Source organism: Enterococcus sp. HMSC061C05 (assembly GCF_001814765.1).
In the GTDB taxonomy this organism is placed as follows: domain Bacteria; phylum Bacillota; class Bacilli; order Lactobacillales; family Enterococcaceae; genus Enterococcus_B; species Enterococcus_B lactis.
On sequence record NZ_KV817744.1, the window covers coordinates 168,668 to 189,038 of the forward strand.

Genomic DNA, 20,371 nt, shown 5'->3' on the forward strand with positions numbered 1-20,371 from the left:
TAGAATTAATAACAGCTATTTATATTTATAACAAAAAAACAGAGACACAGCACGTTTCGTGCATGCTCTCTGTTTTTCAAACAAAAGACTATTTTGTGATGATTTGATCCAAGCTTGCTAATGACAAAGCCATGGCAGCTATTTGACTAAGTTGTGTTAGTCGGTTCTTACGTACTGCTGGTTCATCAGCCATGACCATCGTTTGATCAAAATAATTTTCGATCAGTGGACGAAGAGCGACAAGCTGGTCGTAGTTTTCGTGGATCGTTTGGTCAGCAAAACTTGCTTTCATTGCTTCTACTGCTTTGTGTAATTCTTTCTCTGCGTCGTTTTCGAACAGCTCAGGGTCTACTTCTGATTGTTTTTCAAGCTGCGCTTTTTTCGCTAAGTTCACGACACGTGTCAAAGCTTCCATTGAAGGTTTGAAGTCTTCATCTGCAAGATGTTGTTTGAACAATTGTGCTGCTGCAAATACTTTTGTCAGATCTTTTTGTTCCGCATTCAAAACAGCATCAATGACATCATGACGGATGTTCTTCGTGGTCAATAATTGGCGTAGACGCCCTTTGATAAAGTCGATCACTTGTTGTTGTCCTTCTGATAGACCAATGCCGAAACGATCCGTATCTTTACTGATAACATCACTAATCGTTTCTTGCAGAACAGACAAAGGAAAGGCCCATTTTTTCGACTCGATGATCCGAACGACACCGTATGCTTGGCGACGTAAGGCATACGGATCGTTTGAACCGCTTGGAATCATCCCAACAGCAAAGAAAGAAAAGATGCTATCTAATTTATCTGCAATCGCTAAAACAGAACCTACTGTAGACTGAGGTAGCTCTCCTTCACTGGATATAGGCATGTAATGCTCACGAATCGCTGTCGCTACAGCAGGTTTCTCGCCTTTCAGCAGAGCATATTTTTCGCCCATGATCCCTTGTAGTTCAGGAAATTCCCCTACCATGTTGGTTACTAGATCAAATTTATAGATTTCAGCAGCTCGTTGCAGATCCATCAATTCTTCCTCAGATAGTCCTACTTGTTCGCCAATGATACGGGCAATGACTTGTACCCGCTGCATTTTCTCATAGATACTACCGATTTTTTCATGGAAAGTAACAGTTTTTAGTTTTTCAACGTATTGGTCGATTGAAGCTTTCTTGTCTTCATTATAAAAGAATTCCGCATCTTCTAAACGAGCCGTCAATACTTTTTGATTGCCTCGAACCACATTTTCCAATTTTACCCGATCACCATTACGAGCAGAAATAAAATGAGGAAGCAGCATACCTTGATCATTCCGTACCTCGAAATAACGTTGATGTTCTTTCATAGAAGTGACTAGTACTTCTTCAGGAACAGAAAGATATTTTTCTTCGAAGTCGCCAGAAAAGACAGTTGGATATTCGACTAAATTGTTGACTTCTTCTAATAAATCTTCGTCTAGATCAATAACCCAATGATTTTTTTCGGCTAATTCATTGGCTTGTGTAACGATCATTTCTTGTCTTTTTTGCGGAGACGCAATGACGAATTGTTCATTCAATTTTTCTTCATATTCTTTTGCATGCGCAAATGTCACATCTTCGCCTAAGAAACGATGACCTCGAGAGGCTCTGCCTGTTTTGACATCCAAGATTTCGAATGGGATTACTTCGTCATCTAACAATGCCACGATCCAGTGAATAGGGCGGATATATTCAAAATCGTATTCTGCCCAATGCATCGTTACAGGGAAAGTCAGGCTTTTAATGACATCTGCTAAACCTGTCAATACTTCTTTGGATTCCTTACCATGAGTGTATTTCGTTACATAGACATATTCCACACCTTTTAATTCTCTAAATGTGATAGCGTCTGTCGTCAGACCTTGTCCGCGGACAAATCCTTCCGCTGCTTTCGTCCAGTTTCCATCTGCGTCCAAAGCAATTTTTTTGGCTGGTCCTTTGACTTCTTCTTCACTGTCCGCTTGTCGTTCTGGAATATTTGTTACTTTGATTGCTAAACGGCGCGGTGTGGAAAATGTTTCGATCGTATCATAAGTCAATTGGTTTTCATCTAAAAATTTTGCTGTTTTTTCTTCTAATTGTTTCATGCTTGGTGTGACAACATGGGCAGGCATTTCTTCCAGCCCGATTTCAAGTAATAAGTCTTTTGCCATCTTATTCAGCCTCCTTCACGGTTTCTGGATTTGCTGTGTTTTTATTCAACAAAGGGAATCCTAATTTTTCGCGTTCTGCCACAAAGATTTTGGCTACAGCACGAGCCATGTTGCGGATGCGAGAAAGATAACCGGCACGCTCTGTTACGGATACTGCACCGCGGGCATCTAATAAGTTGAATGTATGGCTACATTTCAAGATATAATCATACGCCGGATGAACAAGATTTTCATCGATACAGCGTTTAGCTTCTTTTTCAAAACGATCAAAGTTGCTTAGTAGCAAGTCTTGGTCGCTTACTTCAAAAGAATATTTGGAATGTTCATATTCTGGTTGTTTGAAGATCTCGCCATATTTCACGCCATCAGCCCATTCTAAATCATAGACACTTTCAACTTCTTGGATATAAGAAGCAAGACGTTCTAATCCATAAGTGATCTCAGAAGTGACTGGTTTACAAGGCAGTCCACCAACTTGTTGGAAGTACGTGAACTGTGTGATTTCCATTCCGTCAAGCCATACTTCCCAACCCACACCGGCACAGCCCATGGATGGGTTCTCCCAGTTGTCTTCAACAAAACGGATGTCGTGTTCTAATGGATCGATTCCTAAAAGGCGCAAGCTTTCTAAATAAAGCTCTTGGATATTCTCAGGTGAAGGTTTCATCACGACTTGGAATTGATGATGCTGATACAAACGGTTTGGGTTTTCGCCATAACGTCCATCAGCTGGTCGGCGAGATGGCTCTACGTAAGCAGCATTCCATGGTTCTGGTCCGATTGCCCGTAAAAAGGTATATGGGCTCATCGTACCTGCTCCTTTTTCTGTGTCATACGCTTGCATCAGCATGCAGCCGTTTGATGACCAAAATTTTTGTAATGTTAAAATCATATCTTGGACGGTCAATTTTTTACTCATCTGTTTTGCCCCTTTCAATTTTAAAGCGTTGCTGTCAAATAAGAATACAGGAAAGAAAACGACAAAAAATCCCTATGTCTGATTACAGACATAGGGACGAATAATTCGCGGTTCCACCCTACTTCCGAATAAAGATTCGGCAGCTTCATTTATCGTACTCGCAAGTGCCTCTTCAAAAATCGTTTGGGTCCGGCTCCCACTCTCCCGAACTCGCTAAACCACGTGTTTTTTACTGATCTTGGTCAATGTACGTATTCATTTTGCAGTTTTCTTGTTTCTATAATAGATCCTCTAAGTGAACGATCTATTTGATCTACGGTTAATAATAGACGGAACTCCCTGTGTTTGTCAAATGGTTTTGATTTTTTGTTGTATCTTTCATTTACTATTCTTCTTTTTCAGGTGTCTCTTTTTCTTTTTCAGACATGTCTTTCTCTGGCGTCTTTAATACGTGTGCCCAAGACTTCATTTGATCGATGAACTTTTTGCTTTTCAAATGGATACCGACATATTCATCATACAGCTGGTCGATGAGTTCACGGATTGCTTGTTTGGTTTCTTCTTTCAGATGGATTCCACTGATTTTATCATAAGAAATAGCTGAAAACATCCGAACGAAATAAACAGCTCGAGGATCTGCATGATAACGGTGATCGTCCATCGACCAATGTCTTTCGCATATCACACCACCATATTTGGAAGAATAGTCAAATTTTCCTTTTGTTTCCCCACATACGACGCAGTGTGTCCAGATTGGTGCAATTCCGAAGCGTTGCAGTATTTGGACTTCAAAAATATTCGTGATGATTTCTGCATCGTCTCCTTGGTCCATCCGTTGCAGTGCTTGTTGCGTAAACTGGAACAAATGCGGGTCGTACTGATGATCTTCGATTGCCGCATCTACTAGATTCAATAAATATGTGCCATAGCCGCTCAAAAAGATGTCTTCTTGGATGTGTCGAAACGCATGGACATCTTTGACACTGCTTAAAAATGACAAACCTTCACTTCGAAAATTCCCGATATAAACTGCTTCAGTAAAAGGGAGCAAAGCCGGAGCTAAGGGCTGATTTTGCCGATGGATCCCTTTGATATAAAACATCATTTTGCCAGAAGATTCCGTAAAGATTTTGACTAATTTATCTTTTTCTTTGTAGTTACGGCTAGATAAAATCAAGCCTTTTGATTCTGCAAGCTGGCTCATATTCTCCCTCCTAAAAAATAAATCTGGAAAAGCAGATTCTGCCGATCCAGATTATTTATGTTGCGATCTTCCGCAGCTTTTCTCAACACGCGGATTTTTATCCAGTTTATTTCTATACCTAATTTACAAGAAGCTCAGAATATCAGTATTCGTCTTTTCGGTAGCCGAAGTCTTGCAGATAGACTTTTTTGTCTCGCCAGTCTTTTTGAACTTTGACCCAAAGTTCTAGAAAGACTTTGTCTCCTAAAAGATTTTCGATATCTTTTCTTGCTTTCGTTCCTACTTGCTTCAGCATTTTTCCGCCTTTACCGATAATGATCCCTTTTTGGCTATCTCTTTCGACGATGATCGTAGCCTGGATATGGATTTTATCATTCTCGTTTCGCTTCATCGAATCAACAACGACTGCGACAGAATGAGGCACTTCGTCTCGTGTTAAAAACAAGACTTTCTCACGGATCAATTCAGAAACGATGAAGTATTCAGGATGATCAGTCACTTGATCATCTGGAAAATATTGTGGGCCCTCTGGCATTTCACTGACTAATACATCCATCAAACGTTCGACGTTGTTTCCTTCTGTAGCAGAAATTGGAATCACTTGTGCAAACGGCATCTGCGTTGAATAATCTTCGATGATTCCCAACAACTCGTCTGGATGGATTTTATCGATTTTATTGATAATCAGATAAACAGGAGAATGCACGTTTTTTAGACGTTCAATAATAAAATCGTCTCCCCGGCCGCGTTTTTGATCAGCGCTGATCATAAATAAGACCGCGTCCACTTCTTTCAACGCACTGTAAGCTGCTTCTACCATAAAATCTCCTAAACGATGCTTTGGTTTATGGATTCCTGGTGTGTCAATAAAAATTAACTGAGCTTCTGGTGTAGTATATACTCCTTGGATTTTATTTCTAGTTGTCTGTGCCTTATCACTCATGATGGCAATTTTTTGACCCACGATTCGATTCAATAACGTGGATTTTCCTACATTCGGGCGGCCGACGATTGCGACAAACCCTGATTTATGTTCTGGCATATATGTTCTCCTTTTTAATTAAACAACAAATGATATATTTTAGGGACAAATAAAATCAACCCAACGATGACGGCAAAACAAGCGGTCACTAAAACTGCTCCAGCTGCCATATCTTTGATTTTTTTCCCAATCGGATGAAAATGAAAATCCGTAAACATGTCTACGACATTTTCAAAAACAGTATTGATGATCTCTACTATCCATACGAGAAAAACAGCTAAAAGCAGCCATAACCATTCTATCCGATCAAGCTGGAAAATCACGCCCATAAACAAAGCGAGGATTCCGAACGCAACATGTTTCCTCATGTTGCGTTCTTCCTCAAAAACAGTTTTGACTCCTTGGACGGCAAATTCCACGGACATCAGGAAATGTTTGTTTTTCTCTACGTTTTTATCTTTTAAGTCCATAGGCATCTAAGATCTCTTTCTGTAAACCAAACATTTCTTTCTCATCCTCTGGTGTCATATGGTCATACCCGTTGATATGCAAGAATCCATGAACCGCTAAAAAGCCAAGTTCCCGATCATACGAATGGCCGTAAGCTTCTGCTTGCTCTGCAGCACGTTCAGTAGAGATCATGATGTCTCCCAGTACACGAGGTAATGGATTCTCTCCATCTTCAAAAATCACTGGGATTTCGTCTTCGCCCTCTTCTTCCAAGGCAAAACTGATGACGTCTGTCGGTGCATCTTTTCCACGGTAATCACGATTGATTACTTGGATCGCTGCATTGTCCATGAAAGTAACAGACATTTCTGTTTCTTCTGGCAACTCTAAATATGATGCTGCAAATTGCAACAAGTCGTCGATTTCTTTCATTTTCTCTTCTGAGACTTGGTTTGTTTCATCCATGAAGGTAATATCCATTATACATCGCTTCTTTCTATTCTTCTTGCTATTCTTCTTGTTCTTCTTTTATCTTCTCAACTTCCGATTTCATTTTAGGATATTTGATCCGAGAATGGAAGGTACTGCTTAAACCGCTGATCAATGATTTTTCTACTTTACGGATTTCTTTTAACGTCAATCCACTGTCGTCCAATTGTCCATCGGAAATACGCTCTTCAATAAGATTATGGACAAAACTTTCGATTTTTTCGCTCGTTGGATGGTCCATTGCCCGTACTGCCGCTTCACAACTGTCAGCTATATTGACGATTCCTGCTTCACGGCTTTGAGGTTTTGGTCCAGGATAACGGAATTGCTCTTCCGTGACTTCCGGGTTGCGTTCCTTTGCCTTAACGTAGAAATAACGCATCAGCGTGGTTCCATGATGCTGTCTGCAAATATCGATCACCATTTGCGGCATATTATAATCTTCCAATATTTTGGCACCATCTGTCACATGTCCAAAGATAATATGTTTACTGTCTTCTGGCAATAAGAAATTGTGCGGATTTTCCGCTCCTGAAGGCAAGTTCTCAACGAAAAAACTGGCGTGTTTGATCTTGCCGATATCATGATAATAGCAAGCTACTCGAGTTAGTAAAGAACGTCCACCGATTTCTGCTACCGCATTAGCACTTAGATTGGCTACCATCATGCTATGGTGATACGTACCTGGTGCTTCTTCCAGCAACTGTTTCAATAAAGGATGATTAGGATTGCTGAGTTCATTTAATACGATCACACTATCATCATTGACCATCAATTCAATATAGGGGTGCAGACCTATCGTCAGCAAGAATGAGAACAATGCACCTGTGAATCCGCAGACTAGTGTTAACCAAGTCGTTGCATCCCCAAAGCTCATTCCTTGGTAGATAATCAAAATGACATCCATCATCACAGGGAAAATAATGACCCACATAGCAGCGGATAACCCTTGTTCTGAGATCCGTTTGCGTCTGACGATCGTTGCCATGAGACCAGAAAATACATAGGACATCAAAATAACTGTCAGAAAGTTCGTGCCAATCGAATCATAAAAAATGAAAAGTGCGGATACTGCTTGGAAAATACCAGCCATGATCCCTGCTCTTCGATTCAAGAAAAAGCTTAAAACAAGTGGAGCAAAAGCCGCGGGGTAAAACAGCGGAATATAAGCAGCTTGTTCTGTTTGGAAGAGTTGGAAAAATTTCATTAGTACTACGCTGACTGACATTGCTGTCACGTAGAAAAGTACGTATTTTGTTCTTTCTCCTGCGTTTTGGAATTGAAGTGAATTATAAATCAGTACACCGATTTGAAGCAAAACAGCTAAAACCATGGCAATGAGTGGGAAAATCGAAGTCGTTTGATTCGTCAATCCTAGTAATTCCAATTTTTTCATCGCTGAAGCATCAATTTGATTTCCTTCGCGAACAATGATTTCTCCTTGGAAGATCATCACTGGTTGTACAGCTTCTCGTGCAGATTGTTTTAATTCTTCTGTCTTTTTCTCATTCAATACATCATTGACTACAATGCCTTGATCCACTAAGTAGCGAATCATTTGTTGCTGCTCTGTTGTGACATTCAAATACTGAATCTGATCTTCTGCTTCTTGTTTAAAAGCTTCCAATTCGCTTTCACGAACTTGTTTACTCATCTGTTCGTCAATGAGCTTCAAACTTTCATCCCTAACCGTGTGAATTTCCGTTTCAGTCATTTCAAATATCGTCGAATAAAAATTGTTCGGCAGTTTTTGGTAAAACGCAACGTTTTCTGCATTCACGTTTTCAAAATTTTTCTTCAGTGTAGCAATCCGCTCTTCTGTAGTAGGTTTCGGGATATTTTCATCTTCCTTCGCCTTATCTACCTTGTCATTATAAGATTTGTTGATGGTATCATTCGTCTTATCGATCAATTCGAATAATTGCTTGATCCGATTGTTCTGGTCATCTGCCAGATCTTTTTGATAAGTATATTCTGGAGTCACTGCTTCTGCTGCCAGTTTTCTTCTTTGTTCGGTTTCTTCCGTGTTCTCGATCGTTTTATTCGCACGGATACTCTCTTCTGCTACTTGGCCTTCTCTAAAATCATTGGCCTTTTGTTTGACACTACTAAATGTAACGCCGCAGACAATGATAAAAAACAAGAACAGAAGGAAAGGCAATGCTGCCTTTCCGAGTTTTTCTTGTAGTTTCTGCAGTGTTTTATTCAACATGTGCTTATCCTCCTAAGCAAAGCTTATTCTTGATGAAGATCCGCCTTTTCATAAGCTTTGATGATTTCGGCAACTACAGGGTGCCGAACAACGTCACTTGCTTCAAAATTAACAAAATCGATTTTTTTGATTTGCTTTAGTGTTCGTTCTGCATGAACAAGACCACTTGTCGTCCCTCGAGGCAAGTCTATCTGACTTGTATCCCCATTGACAATCATTTTTGATTGATAACCGAGACGGGTCAAGAACATTTTCATCTGAGCGACTGTCGTGTTTTGTGCTTCGTCCAAGATAACGAATGCATCATCCAATGTCCGCCCCCGCATGTAAGCTAAAGGTGCGATTTCGATCACGCCTCGTTCCATCAATCGGTTCGTATGATCCAATCCAAAAATTTGGTATAAAGCATCATAAACAGGCCGCAGATAAGGATCCACTTTTTCTTTCAGATCCCCTGGTAGAAAGCCTAGGTTTTCCCCTGCCTCCACAGCGGGCCGTGTCAAAATGATTTTTTGCACTTCGCCTTTTTTTAAGGCAGCAATTGCTAATACTACGGCAAGAAACGTTTTCCCTGTTCCGGCTGGCCCTACACCAAATACGATGTCATGTTTGGCTACCGATTCAACATATTTCTTTTGACCGCTGTTTTTTACCCGTATAGGTTTTCCATTACGGTCTTTGACGATCTCTTCCTCATACATCTCAACAAAATAATCTAATGTACCTTTTTGCCCCATTTTCAATGCCGTCACAACATCGGGCGTACTTACGTGGATTCCTCGTTTGATCAATTCCTGTAATGTCCGAATGACTGAGGCAGCCAAGGAAATCTGGGATTGTTCACCAATGATCTGAATGATTTCTCCACGTGTATGGATGGTTGTTTCCGTTGTTTCCTCGATCAATTTTATATGCTTGTCGTGTGCACCTAAAAGCATGCTGACATCATCAGCAGCTGTCAATCTAATCTCTAAAGAACTAGACTCTTCCGTCAAAAATAGACATCCCCTTTTTTTCGATTCATTCTTTCCTATTTTACCATACTCAGAAGAAACTATATAGCAAATAAGAAAAGGTTGTAAAAGAGTCGTTTAACCATACGTACCAAGAAACGTTAAAAAATAGCCGTTTCCATTCGCTAAAGGTCTCGTTTTGATAAAAAGAATCTGAGAATGTAAGTTATATGAAAGTGGAGAACAAAATATTCCGTTTCATTCAGCAAGTATTCTCTAGGTATTTTTCTTGTTTCAAAAAAAGAAAACAAAATAGTTAAAATATTCTTGCATTTCAAAAAAAACAGGTGTATTATTACGTCAACAAATAAACATACAGCAAAGCGTCGAGGAAAACAGTAGGCTATTCAACGATTTATTCCCAGTGAGTCATGTAAGTGAGAAATGACAATAAATCGAATAGACGAACATCATTTCCGAGTCAATGTCGAAAACGTAGATCATTGTGGCTGCCTCCATTATCAGGCTAGCGGATAACTTTATCAAAAAGCGTCCGTGAATGAAGAAGCTTTTTTAAGCGAAAAAAGGTGGTACCGTTCTAGAATCTAGAGCCCTTTTCCCAAGTGGAAAAGGGCTTTTTTTTATATTTTAAGGTGGTGGTTTTCATGGAATCTGATATTAGTGGCATTACTAATTGCTGCAACGTTTATATCGTCAATCAAAATGATAATTATTGGAGGAAAAATTTATGGAAGAAACAAAAACTTATTCATGGAAACAACTATTGATGGTCAGTTCACTTATCTTCGGGATGTTCTTCGGGTCAGGTAATCTAATCTTTCCTGTCCACTTAGGTCAAATGGCTGGCGCAAACTGGGTCAGTGCTGGCGTAGGATTTGCCATCTCAGGCGCTCTTTTCCCATTACTAGCTATCTTAGCTGTAGTAGTGACAAAAAGTGATGGTCTGTATGACTTAGCTAAACCTGTCGGAAAATGGTATGCTGCCTTGTTCTTAATCCTTGTTCATTTGACGATCGGACCATTTTTCGGTACACCACGGACAGCTGCTACTGCTTTTGAAATGGCTGCTAAACCATTTTTGCCTGAAAAATATAATTCATTAGGTATGTTTTTATTCTCTGCTCTTTTCTTTTTACTTGCTTATTTCCTTACTGTCCATCCCACACGGTTGGTCAAATACGTCGGAAAGTATCTAAACTCCTTGTTTCTTGCATTATTAGCAATCATTTTTGTCGTTTCTTTATTCCACCCAATGGGAAATCTAAATCAATCTGCTGCAGATACTTACCAAACAAACGCTTTAACAAATGGTGTCCTAGAAGGTTATAACACGGTTGATGCAGTAGCCTTGCTTGCCTTAAGTGTCACTTTTGTCCATGCAGTCCGTGACCTTGGTTTCAAAGATAAAAAAGTCACAGAATTAACAGCAAAAGCTGGTAGCCTGAGCGTTGCGCTAGAAGTCATGATCTATTTTGGTCTTGTTCTTCTCGGTGCGATGAGTTTGAATAAGATGTCTTTATCAGAAAATGGCGGAACTGCACTTTCTCAGATTACTAATTTTTATTTAGGTAACTTCGGCGCTAGCTTCTTAGGAGTGATGGTCACATTAGGTGTCTTCACTACCGCTATGGGACTCGTTGTTTCTTTTGCACAAGATTTCCATAAACTGTTCCCTAAAGTCAGTTATATGACATGGCTGCGGTTAACGACTTTCGTCTCTTTTGTCGTTGCAAATGCTGGTTTGGACAATATCATCCAATGGTCTTTACCAGTATTGATGCTTTTGTACCCATTGTCGCTTGCGTTGATCTTGCTTTCCTTAACAGCAAAATTTTTCCAAAAGACACCATTTGTCTATCAAGTAACGATGTTGTTTGCTGCTGTTCCCGCCGTATTGGATATGCTGGCAAATTCGCCTGCTTTAGTGAGTCAACAAAGAGTTGTAGCAAGCATGCTCGAATTTTATCATCATCACGTTCCTTTTGCTGCATTAGGACTTGGCTGGATGGTCCCAACGTTACTTGGTTACGCTGGCAGCTTACTCTTCTATTACGCCTATCGCCTATCAGGGTACAAACAAGAAGCGAATGAACTACCAGAAGAATAACCAAATCAAACACAATTTAACATAAGAAATATTAAACAGGAAAAAACCAGCTAGATGAAAGAATCCTATTCTTTCGTCTAGCTATTTTTTAGATTTCTTTTTTACGAGCACAAAAAAACTGCGGACAATGATTGTCCGCAGTTTAAATGATAAAATTAAGATTGTAATAGTTCTTTCACAATGGCATTTACTTGGTTTCCATCTGCTTTTCCTTTGACTTTAGGCATGATCGCACCCATGACTTTGCCAAATTCTTTCATTGATGAAGCACCAGTTTGTGTGATTGCTTCTTGAACAAGTTGTCGAATTTCTTCGTCGGAAAGTTGTTCCGGCATGTATTTTTCGACTATCACAATTTCACTTTTTACTTTTTCAGCTAAATCGTCACGTCCTGCTTCTTCAAACTCATGCAAAGAATCACGTCGCTGTTTCATTTCGCGAGACAACACCGTTAATTCTTCTTCTTCTGTCAAGTCGTGACCTTCTTTAATCTGCTCGTTTTGTATAGATGACTTGATCATTCGGATGACTTGTAAAGATTCCTTATCTTTCGCTTTCATCGCTGTTTTCATGTCATCGTTTAATCTACTTAGTAGTGACACACTACCAACTCCAATTCATCACAGAACTAGAATTTTTTGCGTTTTCTAGCTGCTTCAGATTTTTTCTTGCGTCTTACACTTGGTTTTTCGTAGAATTCACGTTTACGAGATTCTTGTAAAGTACCCGCTTTTGACACGGAACGTTTGAAGCGACGAAGAGCATCGTCAAGTGATTCGTTTTTGCGAACGACTGTTTTTGACATGTTAATTCCCTCCCTCCGAGCTTAAAAAGTAACCGTAATTGTTATTGAAATATATCTCAAAAAACAAGACTGTCCTGTGAATATTATATCTAATGCTGTTTTGACCGTCAAGGAAATCTTGCTTTTTTTTAAAATTATCAAATGTTATTTTATTTAAATCCTTATTGACAATTTTCACATCTTCCGAAAATCTCGAATCTATGCCCTTCGATCGTACATCCACCGAGCTGTTCTTCGAAATAATTCATTGGACACATATGGATTTCTTTCGTTGTTCCGCACACCGTACAGATAAAGTGATGGTGATGGCCGATTTCCCCTTGACAGCAATGAAAACGGAACTTCATCTCTCCATTTAAATCGGTTTCTTCCAGTAAATCGATTTCTGCAAAATCATGGAGATTTCGATAAATCGTATCGTAACTTACTCCTTTGAATTCCTGATTCATATAGTCAAAAACTTCTTTAGCGGATACGTAGCGATTGCGCTTCACTAAATAAGTTAACAATGCTTCTCTTTTTTTAGTATATTTAAAACCGTTATTTTTCAATGTTTCTAGTGATTGTTCGATCAATGTCTGTTTTTTCATGACTTATTCCTCCAAATCAAAATGATTACGAAGTACACATTCTAGAGTATGGTATAATAAACATAAAAAAAATGCAAGTGAGGTTTTATCCATGTCTTCCGATTCTACAGAAATCGTTACTTTTTTTGTCATCTCCGACTCTGCTGGAGAAACTGCGACAAAACTAGCGCAAGCCACTATGGCCCAATATCCTACCGTTGAGTTCAATTTATTCCGCAGAACATTTGTGACAGATGAGAAAACATTGATGCAGGCACTGCAAGATGCACTAGAAGAAAAAGCTCTTGTCCTGCACACATTGATCAATCAAGAATTGATCGAGATGACGCGTTCTTTTTGTGAAGAACATCAATTATTTAGTTTTGATGTGATGACTCCGCCGATATCAGAAATCGAGCGCTTAACTGGTATCAAGCCCATTCGGCAACCTGGCGCCCTTCATTTATTGAATGAAAACTATTTCAAACGGATCAAAGCAATGGAATTTGCTGTAAAATACGATGACGGGAAAGATCCTCGTGGGTTTCTAGAAGCAGATGTCGTTTTGCTAGGCGTATCCCGAACTTCCAAAACGCCTTTGAGCTTGTTTTTAGCTAACAAAAATTTAAAAGTTGCCAATCTTCCTTTGATCCCACAAGCACATATTCCCAAACAGCTTTGGGAGATCGATCCTAAAAAAATCGTGGGACTGACGAATAACCCAGATATTTTAAACAATATCCGTAAAGAACGGATGCGCTCTTACGGATTAAATCCTGATACTGCTTATTCCGATATCGAAAAAATACGAGCTGAACTCGATTTTGCGAATGATCTTTATGAAAAATTGGGCTGCGTAGTAATCAATGTCGCTTCTTTATCTATTGAAGAAACAGCTTCGCTTATTTTGAATGCTTTAGACCTAGAAGACCATAGTTATTATGGAACTGAAACCACCGAAGAAACAGACTAACAATTTTTCTTTAAAAAAACTGGACTGTGTCAGCGAAGAAGATTCGTTGACACAGTCCAGTTTGTCTCTATTTGCACCTATCGTTATTGATGTTCCACATGTTTGAGTGTCTGGTTCAAAATATCCAGTACGTGAGAATCATCAAGACTATACAAAATCGCTTTTCCCTCACGATGGGACTTGACGACATGGTTTTCTCTTAATAAACGCAGTTGATGCGATACAGCAGATTGTTCCATTTCCACTGCTTGGGTGATTGCTGTCACATTTTGTTCCCCGTCTTTCAGATACAGCAGAATTTTGAGACGAGTGGGGTCACTCAACATTTTGAATAGTTGGCTGACTTTCTCTACTTTTGTTTTTTGCGTGTCTGGCAATCCATTCACCTCCAACTTGAAAAAAGACTGACTTCTAAAGTTTACCACTTTTTCCATCAGTCTCAAGTTTTTTTATTCTTCTGTCATCTTTTGGATAATCGCTTCATAAGCGGCTACTTTTTCAGCTGCGTCTTCTGAAGAGTTTCCTTTTACACCGATATAAAATTTGATTTTCGGCTCAGTTCCTGAAGGACGGATAGCGATCCAGCCATTTTCTTCCAGCGTATACTTCAATACATCAGATGGCGGTGTCGTTAGTTTTTCTACGTTTCCTTCACGGTCTGTTCTCGTCAACTCTTTGAAGTCTTCTGTTTGGATGACTTTTGCTCCGGCAAATTCTGTTGGTGCTTCTTCACGGAATTTTTCCATCAAAGCAGAGATTTTCGCAGAGCCTTCTTGTCCGCTCATTGTCACAGAAATCGTTTTTTCTGCGTAGTAGCCATAGGTTTCAAAAATCGTTTGCAAGCCATCATACAACGTTTTGCCTTGTTTTTTATAGTAAGCTGCTACTTCTGCTAATAAGAGCAATGCTTGGATCGCGTCTTTGTCGCGAACGAAAGGTTTAACTAAATAACCGTAACTTTCTTCGAATCCGAACATAAAAGTATGGGAATGATCTTCTTCAAATTGTTGAATTTTTTCAGCAATGAATTTGAATCCTGTCAATACATTGAACATGGTAGCACCATAGTGTTCCGCAATTGCTGTAGGCAATTCGCTAGAAACGATCGATTTCAATACCGCTGCGTTTTCAGGTAAAGTGCCTCGCGATTGGTGTGCTTCCAAAATATATTGAGCAAACAGTGCTCCGATTTGGTTTCCGGTCAATACTTCATAGGAGCCATTTGGCAAACGAACGGCTGCACCTAAACGGTCTGCATCAGGATCTGTTGCAATCAGCAAGTCAGCGCCTTCTTTCTCGCCAAGTCGCATCGCATACTCAAAAGCAGAGTGTTCTTCTGGATTTGGTGATTTGACCGTAGTGAAATCTGGGTCTGCGATAGCTTGTTCTGGAACTAGTACGAATTGTTCGAATCCAGCTTGTTTCAACGCACGTTCGCCCAACATTTTTCCTGTTCCGTGAAGTGGTGTGTACACAAGTTTCAAATCTTTCCCCATTGTTTCCACCAATTCATGATCAATCGTTACTGCTTTGATTTCTTCTAGATAAGCGGCATCCACTTCTTCTCCGATGATCGTGATCAATCCGCTATGTTCAGCTTCTTCGTCAGATAATACTTCAACTTTTAACGGATTGCTGACTTCACGGACATATTTCGTCAATGCATCTGCGTCTGCAGGAGGCATTTGTCCCCCATCTTCTCCGTAGACTTTATATCCGTTGTAAGCTGCTGGATTGTGGGATGCGGTTACCATGATTCCCGCAAACGTCTTCAAATGACGGACTGCAAAAGAAAGCTCTGGTGTTGGACGTAGACTTTCGAATACATAAGATGGGATATTGTGATGTGCTAATGTTTTGGCTGCTTCCATGGCAAATTCTGGTGATTGATGGCGTGAGTCATAAGCGATAGCGACACCTCGGCGTTTTGTTTCTTCGCCTTGTGTATCCATGAAACGTGCAAGTCCTTCTGTTGCTTGTCTTACCGTATAGATGTTCATTCGATTGATCCCAGGCCCTAAGATTCCCCGCATGCCTGCAGTACCGAATTCCAACGGTGCATAAAAAGCATCTTCAAGTTTTTCAGGATCTTCACCCAGATCATTTAATTGTTTTTTTAAGTTTTCTTCTAAATTTTCTTCATGTACCCATTGTTCATACACTTGTTCCCAAGACATGAAAATAACACCTCTTTCTGAAATATGGTTCTTAATAAGTATAGCATTCACTTATTAGATATGAAAGTACGAGGTCCAAAAAACGCTTAAATCAAGAAAGGATTCTTTTATCAAGCACGGTTGCAAGTATTCGCATAAATCGGATTCAGTGGATTTCACGCGAAAAAAAAGAGTAAAAGAACAATTGTAACCGTTCTTCCACTCTTTTTAAACTTATGCAGTTGTTTCTTCTAAAGATTCCAAGTATTTATACACTTGTTGTCCAGCGATCCCACCATCACCAACAGCAGTAGTGATTTGTCGCAAATCTTTTTCACGAACATCTCCGATGGCAAAAACGCCTGGTATACTCGTCTTCATTTCGTTGTCTGTTGGAATCCAGCCAGCTTCGTTCGTCAACCCTGCTTCTCTAAATGGTGCAGTTAATGGATCCAGTCCAACATAGATGAATACTCCGTCTGCTGCCAAATCAAACTCATTGCCGGTTTTGACATTACGTGCTTTCACACCTGTCACTACCATTTCATTCCCAACGATTTCGTCAACGACTGTATCCCACATAAAGGAAATTTTTTCATTCGCAAATGCACGGTCTTGGATGATCTTTTGTGCACGTAATTCATCTCTACGGTGGACGATGACTACTTCAGAAGCAAATTGTGTCAAATAGATGGCTTCTTCTACTGCTGAGTCTCCTCCTCCGATCACTACTAGACGTTTGTTACGGAAAAACGCACCATCACAAACTGCACAGTAAGAAACGCCACGTCCAGCAAATTCTTCCTCGCCAGGTACGCCTAATTTACGGTGGATACAGCCTGTTGCGATAATGACTGTTTTTCCTTCGTAAGTTTTATCTTCACAAATAACTTCTTTGTGGCTGCCGTGATCCTTGATATCTTGCACGATTCCATAAGCATTTTCTGTCCCAAATCTTGAAACACCTTCATACATCTTATAAGCTAGATCAGGACCCATGATTGAATCGAAACCAGGATAGTTTTCGATTTCTGCCGTATTGTTCATTTGGCCGCCAGGGGCGCCTTGTTCGATCATCAATACGGATAAGTTTGAACGTGAAGCATATAAAGCAGCAGTCATCCCAGCAGGACCTGCGCCAATAACGATTACATCATACATATGTAGATTCTCCTTTACTTAATCAAGTAAGCATACTTTACAGCCAATGCGAAAAAAAGTCTATTGTTCTGCTTGCGTTTCTCGAATAGCTTTATTATACTCGAAAAATCTGCTGAAAAACAATAGACTTTTATAAATCATTGATCAATCATTCGAAAGATTTTCTCCGTTTGAATCAATTACTTTTTTATACCAGTTGAATGATTTCTTCTTCGAACGGGCTAATGTGCCATTTCCTTCGTTGTCACGATCGACATAAATGAATCCGTACCTTTTCTTCATCTCACCTGTACCAGCTGATACTAAATCAATACATCCCCAAGTCGTATAGCCTAATAGATCGACTCCATCTAATTCTACTGCATCTTTCATTGCCTGGATATGTGCTGCCAGATAGTCGATTCGATAATCATCTTCCACATAACCATTCTCATCGGGCGTATCGACTGCACCTAAGCCGTTTTCTACAATAAATAGTGGTTTTTGATAACGATCATAAATATCATTCATCGTTATTCTCAAGCCTAATGGATCAATTTGCCAACCCCATTCACTTGCTTCCAGATATGGATTTTTGACAGAAGCAAAGATATTTCCTGCAGTCTGTTCCAAGAGTTCGTTGTCAGTAGTCGAAACTCGAGAAGAATAGTAAGAAAAGGAGATAAAATCAACAGTATGTTCTTTCAGCAATGCGGCATCCCCAGGTTCCATTTTGATCTGAATGCCATTTCGTTCCATTTCTTTCAATGCATAAGCGGGATATTCTCCTCGTGACTGGACATCAATGAAGAAATAATTTTCTCGATCTGATTTTCTAGAAGCCCAAACATCTTCAGGATTGCAAGTGTATGGATAATATGCTCCTGCTGCCAGCATACAGCCTACTTTGTTCTCCGGATCTACTTCATGAGCAATCTTCGTTGCGATGGCACTTGCAACCAACTCATGATGTGCCGCTTGATATTTGATTTGTTCTTCATTTTCTCCTTCTTCAAAATACAGCCCTGCGCCCATGAATGGTGCATGAAGGATCATATTGATCTCATTGAATGTCAACCAATATTTGACAAGTCCTTTATAGCGATTGAAGATGACTCGGCACAGATTTTCATAAAAACCAACGAGTTCTCTGGAACGCCACGCACCATATTCTTTGATCAAATGCATCGGACAATCAAAATGTGTAATCGTCACAAGCGGCTCGATCCCGTACTTTTGACATTCTTTAAAGACATCCTCATAAAATTTCAAACCAGATTCATTTGGCTCTTTTTCATCGCCCATTGGAAAAATACGACTCCAAGCAATGGACATCCGATAAGTCTTGAACCCCATTTCTGCAAATAAAGCAATATCTTCCTTATAATGATGATACATATCGATCGCAATTTTTGCTGGATAAAAATGATCCTCATCAAATTCAAACATTTTCTTTTTTCCAGTAATGACAGGAAAACGGTCTTCTCCGATTGGCACAACATCTACGTTCGCTAACCCACGTCCGCCTTCATCATAACCGCCCTCGCATTGATTGGCTGCTGTAGCTCCGCCCCATAAAAAATCTTTTCTGAATCCCATCATACTTCCTCCATTACATGTGTATTGCTTGATAATTCTCTTGCCAGTTCATCTTGGACTTCGATTCCTTCTGCTTTTAACCGGCTGATTGTTTCCTTGAATTGCGGTAAATACTGCTGATGTGCAATAAACAACTCATCCATGATCCGTTTTGCTGTCTTTCCTGATCGTATAAGCGGATTGATCGTAAACGCTTGTAAAGCTGTTCCATAATCACCAGTCACGGCTGCTTCGATCGTCAGCAATTCCATATTCTTCATTACTTGCAACCAGCCTCTTTCAGCAGCAGGAAGGGAACCAAACGCTACATTTCGTGCGCCTTGTGCGCCAACATAGGCAGTGACTTCTACTACACAATCTGCCGGCAGATCAGGAACAGCTCCATCATTCTTTGTAGATACCACGATCTGTGTTTCTTTATTTCCATAGATCGAAGCAATCGTTTCACAGGCAGCATCTGAATAATAAGCACCACCTCGTTTTTGCAATTGTTCAGGTTTATGATCCAACTCTGGATCTTTGTATAATTCAAACAGCTCTGCTTCTGTTTCTTTCACTTGCTGCGCTCTTGTACCAATCGTTTGATATTCTTCTAAAGCATGTTCCAGCATTTCTTCTTCACGGTAGTAATAGCGGTGGTAGCCACAAGGGATCATGTTCATTTGTTTTAATTGTTCTTTGAAAAACGGGATATCAAAGATATTTTTCGGCAATCCATTGTCTTCATCGTATAAACGATCAATCAATTCTGTCGTGCGGTCATTTCCTTTATTATCTGCTACTTTGTGCCAATGGAAGTGATTTAGACCGGCAAACTTGTAGATCAGCTCTTCTTTTTTCTTGCCAAGCATTGTTGGTTCTGTCATCATCGCCATTACTGGCACATTGCATAATCCGATCACTTTATCCCATTTGCCATATCTGATAACTGCTTCTGTCACCATCCCGCTTGGGTTCGCGAAATTGATCAGCCAAGCATTTGGACATAAACGCTTCATGTCTTCAACGATTGCCAAAACCACTGGAACGGTACGAAAAGCTTTGAATATCCCGCCAGCACCATTTGTTTCTTGCCCAATCATCCCATAATAACTAGGGATCCGCTCGTCTTTGATTCGTGCATCTAATTGACCGACACGAAACTGAGTCGTAACAAAATCCGCATCTTTCAATGCTTCTTCCCGATCCAGAGTTGCATAGATTTTGACTTCATACGGAGAAGCATCCCACATACGCTGAGACATCTGACTGACGATCTCAAGCTTTTCTTTTCCTTCTTCTACATCTACGAGCCAGATTTCTCGTATCGGTAATTCCTCATATCTTTTGATAAATCCTTCCATCAACTCGGGGGTGTAACTACTACCTCCACCAATCGTAGCGATTTTGATTCCTTTTGCCATGTTCTCACTCCTTTACTTTTTACACTTTTATTATCTTTTTTGTAAACAAAACAAACAATAGAAATTCGTTTCTTTCCAGTAACATTTACAAAAGTTAGTGTTTTCTTCTGGATTTTTGTAAATATCTTGTCAAAAAAAGGCTTTATTAAGCTATATAACATAAATCCGTTTACAAATCATTTTCAAAAAAGTTATAATTTACGTAAAAAAACAAGAAGAAGGTAT

Annotated in this window: 18 protein-coding genes; 2 read left to right on the top strand and 16 right to left on the bottom strand. The window is 39.8% G+C overall.

The genetic code is table 11. The annotated features are described in order from the left end of the window. Positions 1 to 88 precede the first annotated feature (88 nt). The 8 genes from glyS to HMPREF2988_RS07985 form a co-directional block, all read right to left on the bottom strand. Positions 89 to 2,164 carry a glycine--tRNA ligase subunit beta gene (glyS, locus tag HMPREF2988_RS07950; RefSeq protein WP_060475367.1) on the bottom strand — a complete coding sequence of 692 codons (2,076 nt, stop codon included), beginning with the start codon at positions 2,162 to 2,164 and terminating at the stop codon, positions 89 to 91. A gap of 1 nt (position 2,165) precedes the next feature. After that, positions 2,166 to 3,083, bottom strand: coding sequence for a glycine--tRNA ligase subunit alpha (gene glyQ, locus HMPREF2988_RS07955; protein WP_002305598.1), 918 nt, complete (start codon positions 3,081 to 3,083; stop codon positions 2,166 to 2,168). A gap of 385 nt (positions 3,084 to 3,468) precedes the next feature. After that, entirely contained in the window at positions 3,469 to 4,287 is an 819-nt protein-coding gene (recO, locus tag HMPREF2988_RS07960; RefSeq protein ID WP_024635544.1) for a DNA repair protein RecO, read from the bottom strand. Positions 4,288 to 4,429: 142 nt separating this feature from the next. Then, positions 4,430 to 5,329, bottom strand: coding sequence for a GTPase Era (era, locus tag HMPREF2988_RS07965; protein ID WP_002288753.1), 900 nt, complete (start codon positions 5,327 to 5,329; stop codon positions 4,430 to 4,432). A gap of 14 nt (positions 5,330 to 5,343) precedes the next feature. Then, positions 5,344 to 5,739 carry a diacylglycerol kinase family protein gene (locus tag HMPREF2988_RS07970; RefSeq protein ID WP_002316408.1) on the bottom strand — a complete coding sequence of 132 codons (396 nt, stop codon included), beginning with the start codon at positions 5,737 to 5,739 and terminating at the stop codon, positions 5,344 to 5,346. After that, positions 5,723 to 6,199, bottom strand: coding sequence for an rRNA maturation RNase YbeY (gene ybeY / locus HMPREF2988_RS07975; protein ID WP_002291700.1), 477 nt, complete (start codon positions 6,197 to 6,199; stop codon positions 5,723 to 5,725). The genes HMPREF2988_RS07970 and ybeY overlap by 17 nt, the downstream gene beginning before the upstream one ends. A gap of 28 nt (positions 6,200 to 6,227) precedes the next feature. Continuing rightward, positions 6,228 to 8,420: an HD family phosphohydrolase gene (locus HMPREF2988_RS07980; RefSeq protein WP_002291699.1), complete on the bottom strand. Its 2,193-nt coding sequence runs from the start codon at positions 8,418 to 8,420 to the stop codon at positions 6,228 to 6,230. Positions 8,421 to 8,443: 23 nt separating this feature from the next. Continuing rightward, positions 8,444 to 9,415 carry a PhoH family protein gene (locus HMPREF2988_RS07985; protein WP_002291698.1) on the bottom strand — a complete coding sequence of 324 codons (972 nt, stop codon included), beginning with the start codon at positions 9,413 to 9,415 and terminating at the stop codon, positions 8,444 to 8,446. A gap of 706 nt (positions 9,416 to 10,121) precedes the next feature. On the opposite strand from HMPREF2988_RS07985, the gene brnQ reads away from it, so the two are divergent. Beyond that, a complete protein-coding gene (gene brnQ, locus HMPREF2988_RS07990) occupies positions 10,122 to 11,501 on the top strand; it encodes a branched-chain amino acid transport system II carrier protein (RefSeq protein WP_002291696.1) in 1,380 nt (459 codons plus the stop codon). 155 nt (positions 11,502 to 11,656) lie between these two features. Here brnQ and HMPREF2988_RS07995 read toward each other — a convergent pair whose 3' ends face one another. From HMPREF2988_RS07995 to HMPREF2988_RS08005, 3 genes are all read right to left on the bottom strand, one after another. Next, positions 11,657 to 12,103 (bottom strand): GatB/YqeY domain-containing protein, encoded by a 447-nt coding sequence (locus tag HMPREF2988_RS07995; protein ID WP_002291695.1) that lies wholly within the window; start codon positions 12,101 to 12,103, stop codon positions 11,657 to 11,659. A 26-nt stretch (positions 12,104 to 12,129) separates the two neighbouring features. After that, a complete protein-coding gene (gene rpsU / locus HMPREF2988_RS08000) occupies positions 12,130 to 12,306 on the bottom strand; it encodes a 30S ribosomal protein S21 (RefSeq protein ID WP_002287321.1) in 177 nt (58 codons plus the stop codon). A gap of 161 nt (positions 12,307 to 12,467) precedes the next feature. Then, positions 12,468 to 12,896, bottom strand: coding sequence for a Fur family transcriptional regulator (locus HMPREF2988_RS08005; RefSeq protein ID WP_002287322.1), 429 nt, complete (start codon positions 12,894 to 12,896; stop codon positions 12,468 to 12,470). 91 nt (positions 12,897 to 12,987) lie between these two features. Here HMPREF2988_RS08005 and HMPREF2988_RS08010 point away from each other — a divergent pair, with 91 nt between their 5' ends. Further along, positions 12,988 to 13,848 (top strand): pyruvate, water dikinase regulatory protein, encoded by an 861-nt coding sequence (locus HMPREF2988_RS08010; protein ID WP_002344424.1) that lies wholly within the window; start codon positions 12,988 to 12,990, stop codon positions 13,846 to 13,848. 83 nt (positions 13,849 to 13,931) lie between these two features. On the opposite strand, the gene HMPREF2988_RS08015 is transcribed toward HMPREF2988_RS08010, so the two are convergent. The 5 genes from HMPREF2988_RS08015 to HMPREF2988_RS08035 form a co-directional block, all read right to left on the bottom strand. Further along, on the bottom strand, positions 13,932 to 14,282 hold the full coding sequence (locus HMPREF2988_RS08015) for an ArsR/SmtB family transcription factor (protein ID WP_002316410.1): 351 nt from the start codon (positions 14,280 to 14,282) through the stop codon (positions 13,932 to 13,934). 15 nt (positions 14,283 to 14,297) lie between these two features. Continuing rightward, positions 14,298 to 16,025 (bottom strand): phospho-sugar mutase, encoded by a 1,728-nt coding sequence (locus tag HMPREF2988_RS08020; protein ID WP_070770371.1) that lies wholly within the window; start codon positions 16,023 to 16,025, stop codon positions 14,298 to 14,300. A 213-nt stretch (positions 16,026 to 16,238) separates the two neighbouring features. Further along, positions 16,239 to 17,165 (bottom strand): thioredoxin-disulfide reductase, encoded by a 927-nt coding sequence (gene trxB / locus HMPREF2988_RS08025; protein WP_010706142.1) that lies wholly within the window; start codon positions 17,163 to 17,165, stop codon positions 16,239 to 16,241. Between the two features lie 144 nt (positions 17,166 to 17,309). Further along, positions 17,310 to 18,743, bottom strand: coding sequence for a 6-phospho-beta-glucosidase (locus HMPREF2988_RS08030; protein ID WP_070770372.1), 1,434 nt, complete (start codon positions 18,741 to 18,743; stop codon positions 17,310 to 17,312). Beyond that, on the bottom strand, positions 18,743 to 20,146 hold the full coding sequence (locus HMPREF2988_RS08035; protein WP_070770373.1) for a 6-phospho-beta-glucosidase: 1,404 nt from the start codon (positions 20,144 to 20,146) through the stop codon (positions 18,743 to 18,745). The genes HMPREF2988_RS08030 and HMPREF2988_RS08035 overlap by 1 nt, the downstream gene beginning before the upstream one ends. Positions 20,147 to 20,371: the final 225 nt, after the last annotated feature.

Bases quoted from the DNA above. Each gene is read 5' to 3' on its own strand.
- glyS (WP_060475367.1), bottom strand. From the start codon at position 2,164: ATGGCAAAAGACTTATTACTTGAAATCGGGCTGGAAGAAATGCCTGCC.
- glyQ (WP_002305598.1), bottom strand. From the start codon at position 3,083: ATGAGTAAAAAATTGACCGTCCAAGATATGATTTTAACATTACAAAAA.
- recO (WP_024635544.1), bottom strand. From the start codon at position 4,287: ATGAGCCAGCTTGCAGAATCAAAAGGCTTGATTTTATCTAGCCGTAAC.
- era (WP_002288753.1), bottom strand. From the start codon at position 5,329: ATGCCAGAACATAAATCAGGGTTTGTCGCAATCGTCGGCCGCCCGAAT.
- HMPREF2988_RS07970 (WP_002316408.1), bottom strand. From the start codon at position 5,739: ATGGACTTAAAAGATAAAAACGTAGAGAAAAACAAACATTTCCTGATG.
- ybeY (WP_002291700.1), bottom strand. From the start codon at position 6,199: ATGGATATTACCTTCATGGATGAAACAAACCAAGTCTCAGAAGAGAAA.
- HMPREF2988_RS07980 (WP_002291699.1), bottom strand. From the start codon at position 8,420: ATGTTGAATAAAACACTGCAGAAACTACAAGAAAAACTCGGAAAGGCA.
- brnQ (WP_002291696.1), top strand. From the start codon at position 10,122: ATGGAAGAAACAAAAACTTATTCATGGAAACAACTATTGATGGTCAGT.
- rpsU (WP_002287321.1), bottom strand. From the start codon at position 12,306: ATGTCAAAAACAGTCGTTCGCAAAAACGAATCACTTGACGATGCTCTT.
- HMPREF2988_RS08005 (WP_002287322.1), bottom strand. From the start codon at position 12,896: ATGAAAAAACAGACATTGATCGAACAATCACTAGAAACATTGAAAAAT.
- HMPREF2988_RS08010 (WP_002344424.1), top strand. From the start codon at position 12,988: ATGTCTTCCGATTCTACAGAAATCGTTACTTTTTTTGTCATCTCCGAC.
- HMPREF2988_RS08015 (WP_002316410.1), bottom strand. From the start codon at position 14,282: ATGGAAAAAGTGGTAAACTTTAGAAGTCAGTCTTTTTTCAAGTTGGAG.
- HMPREF2988_RS08020 (WP_070770371.1), bottom strand. From the start codon at position 16,025: ATGTCTTGGGAACAAGTGTATGAACAATGGGTACATGAAGAAAATTTA.
- trxB (WP_010706142.1), bottom strand. From the start codon at position 17,165: ATGTATGATGTAATCGTTATTGGCGCAGGTCCTGCTGGGATGACTGCT.
- HMPREF2988_RS08030 (WP_070770372.1), bottom strand. From the start codon at position 18,743: ATGGGATTCAGAAAAGATTTTTTATGGGGCGGAGCTACAGCAGCCAAT.
- HMPREF2988_RS08035 (WP_070770373.1), bottom strand. From the start codon at position 20,146: ATGGCAAAAGGAATCAAAATCGCTACGATTGGTGGAGGTAGTAGTTAC.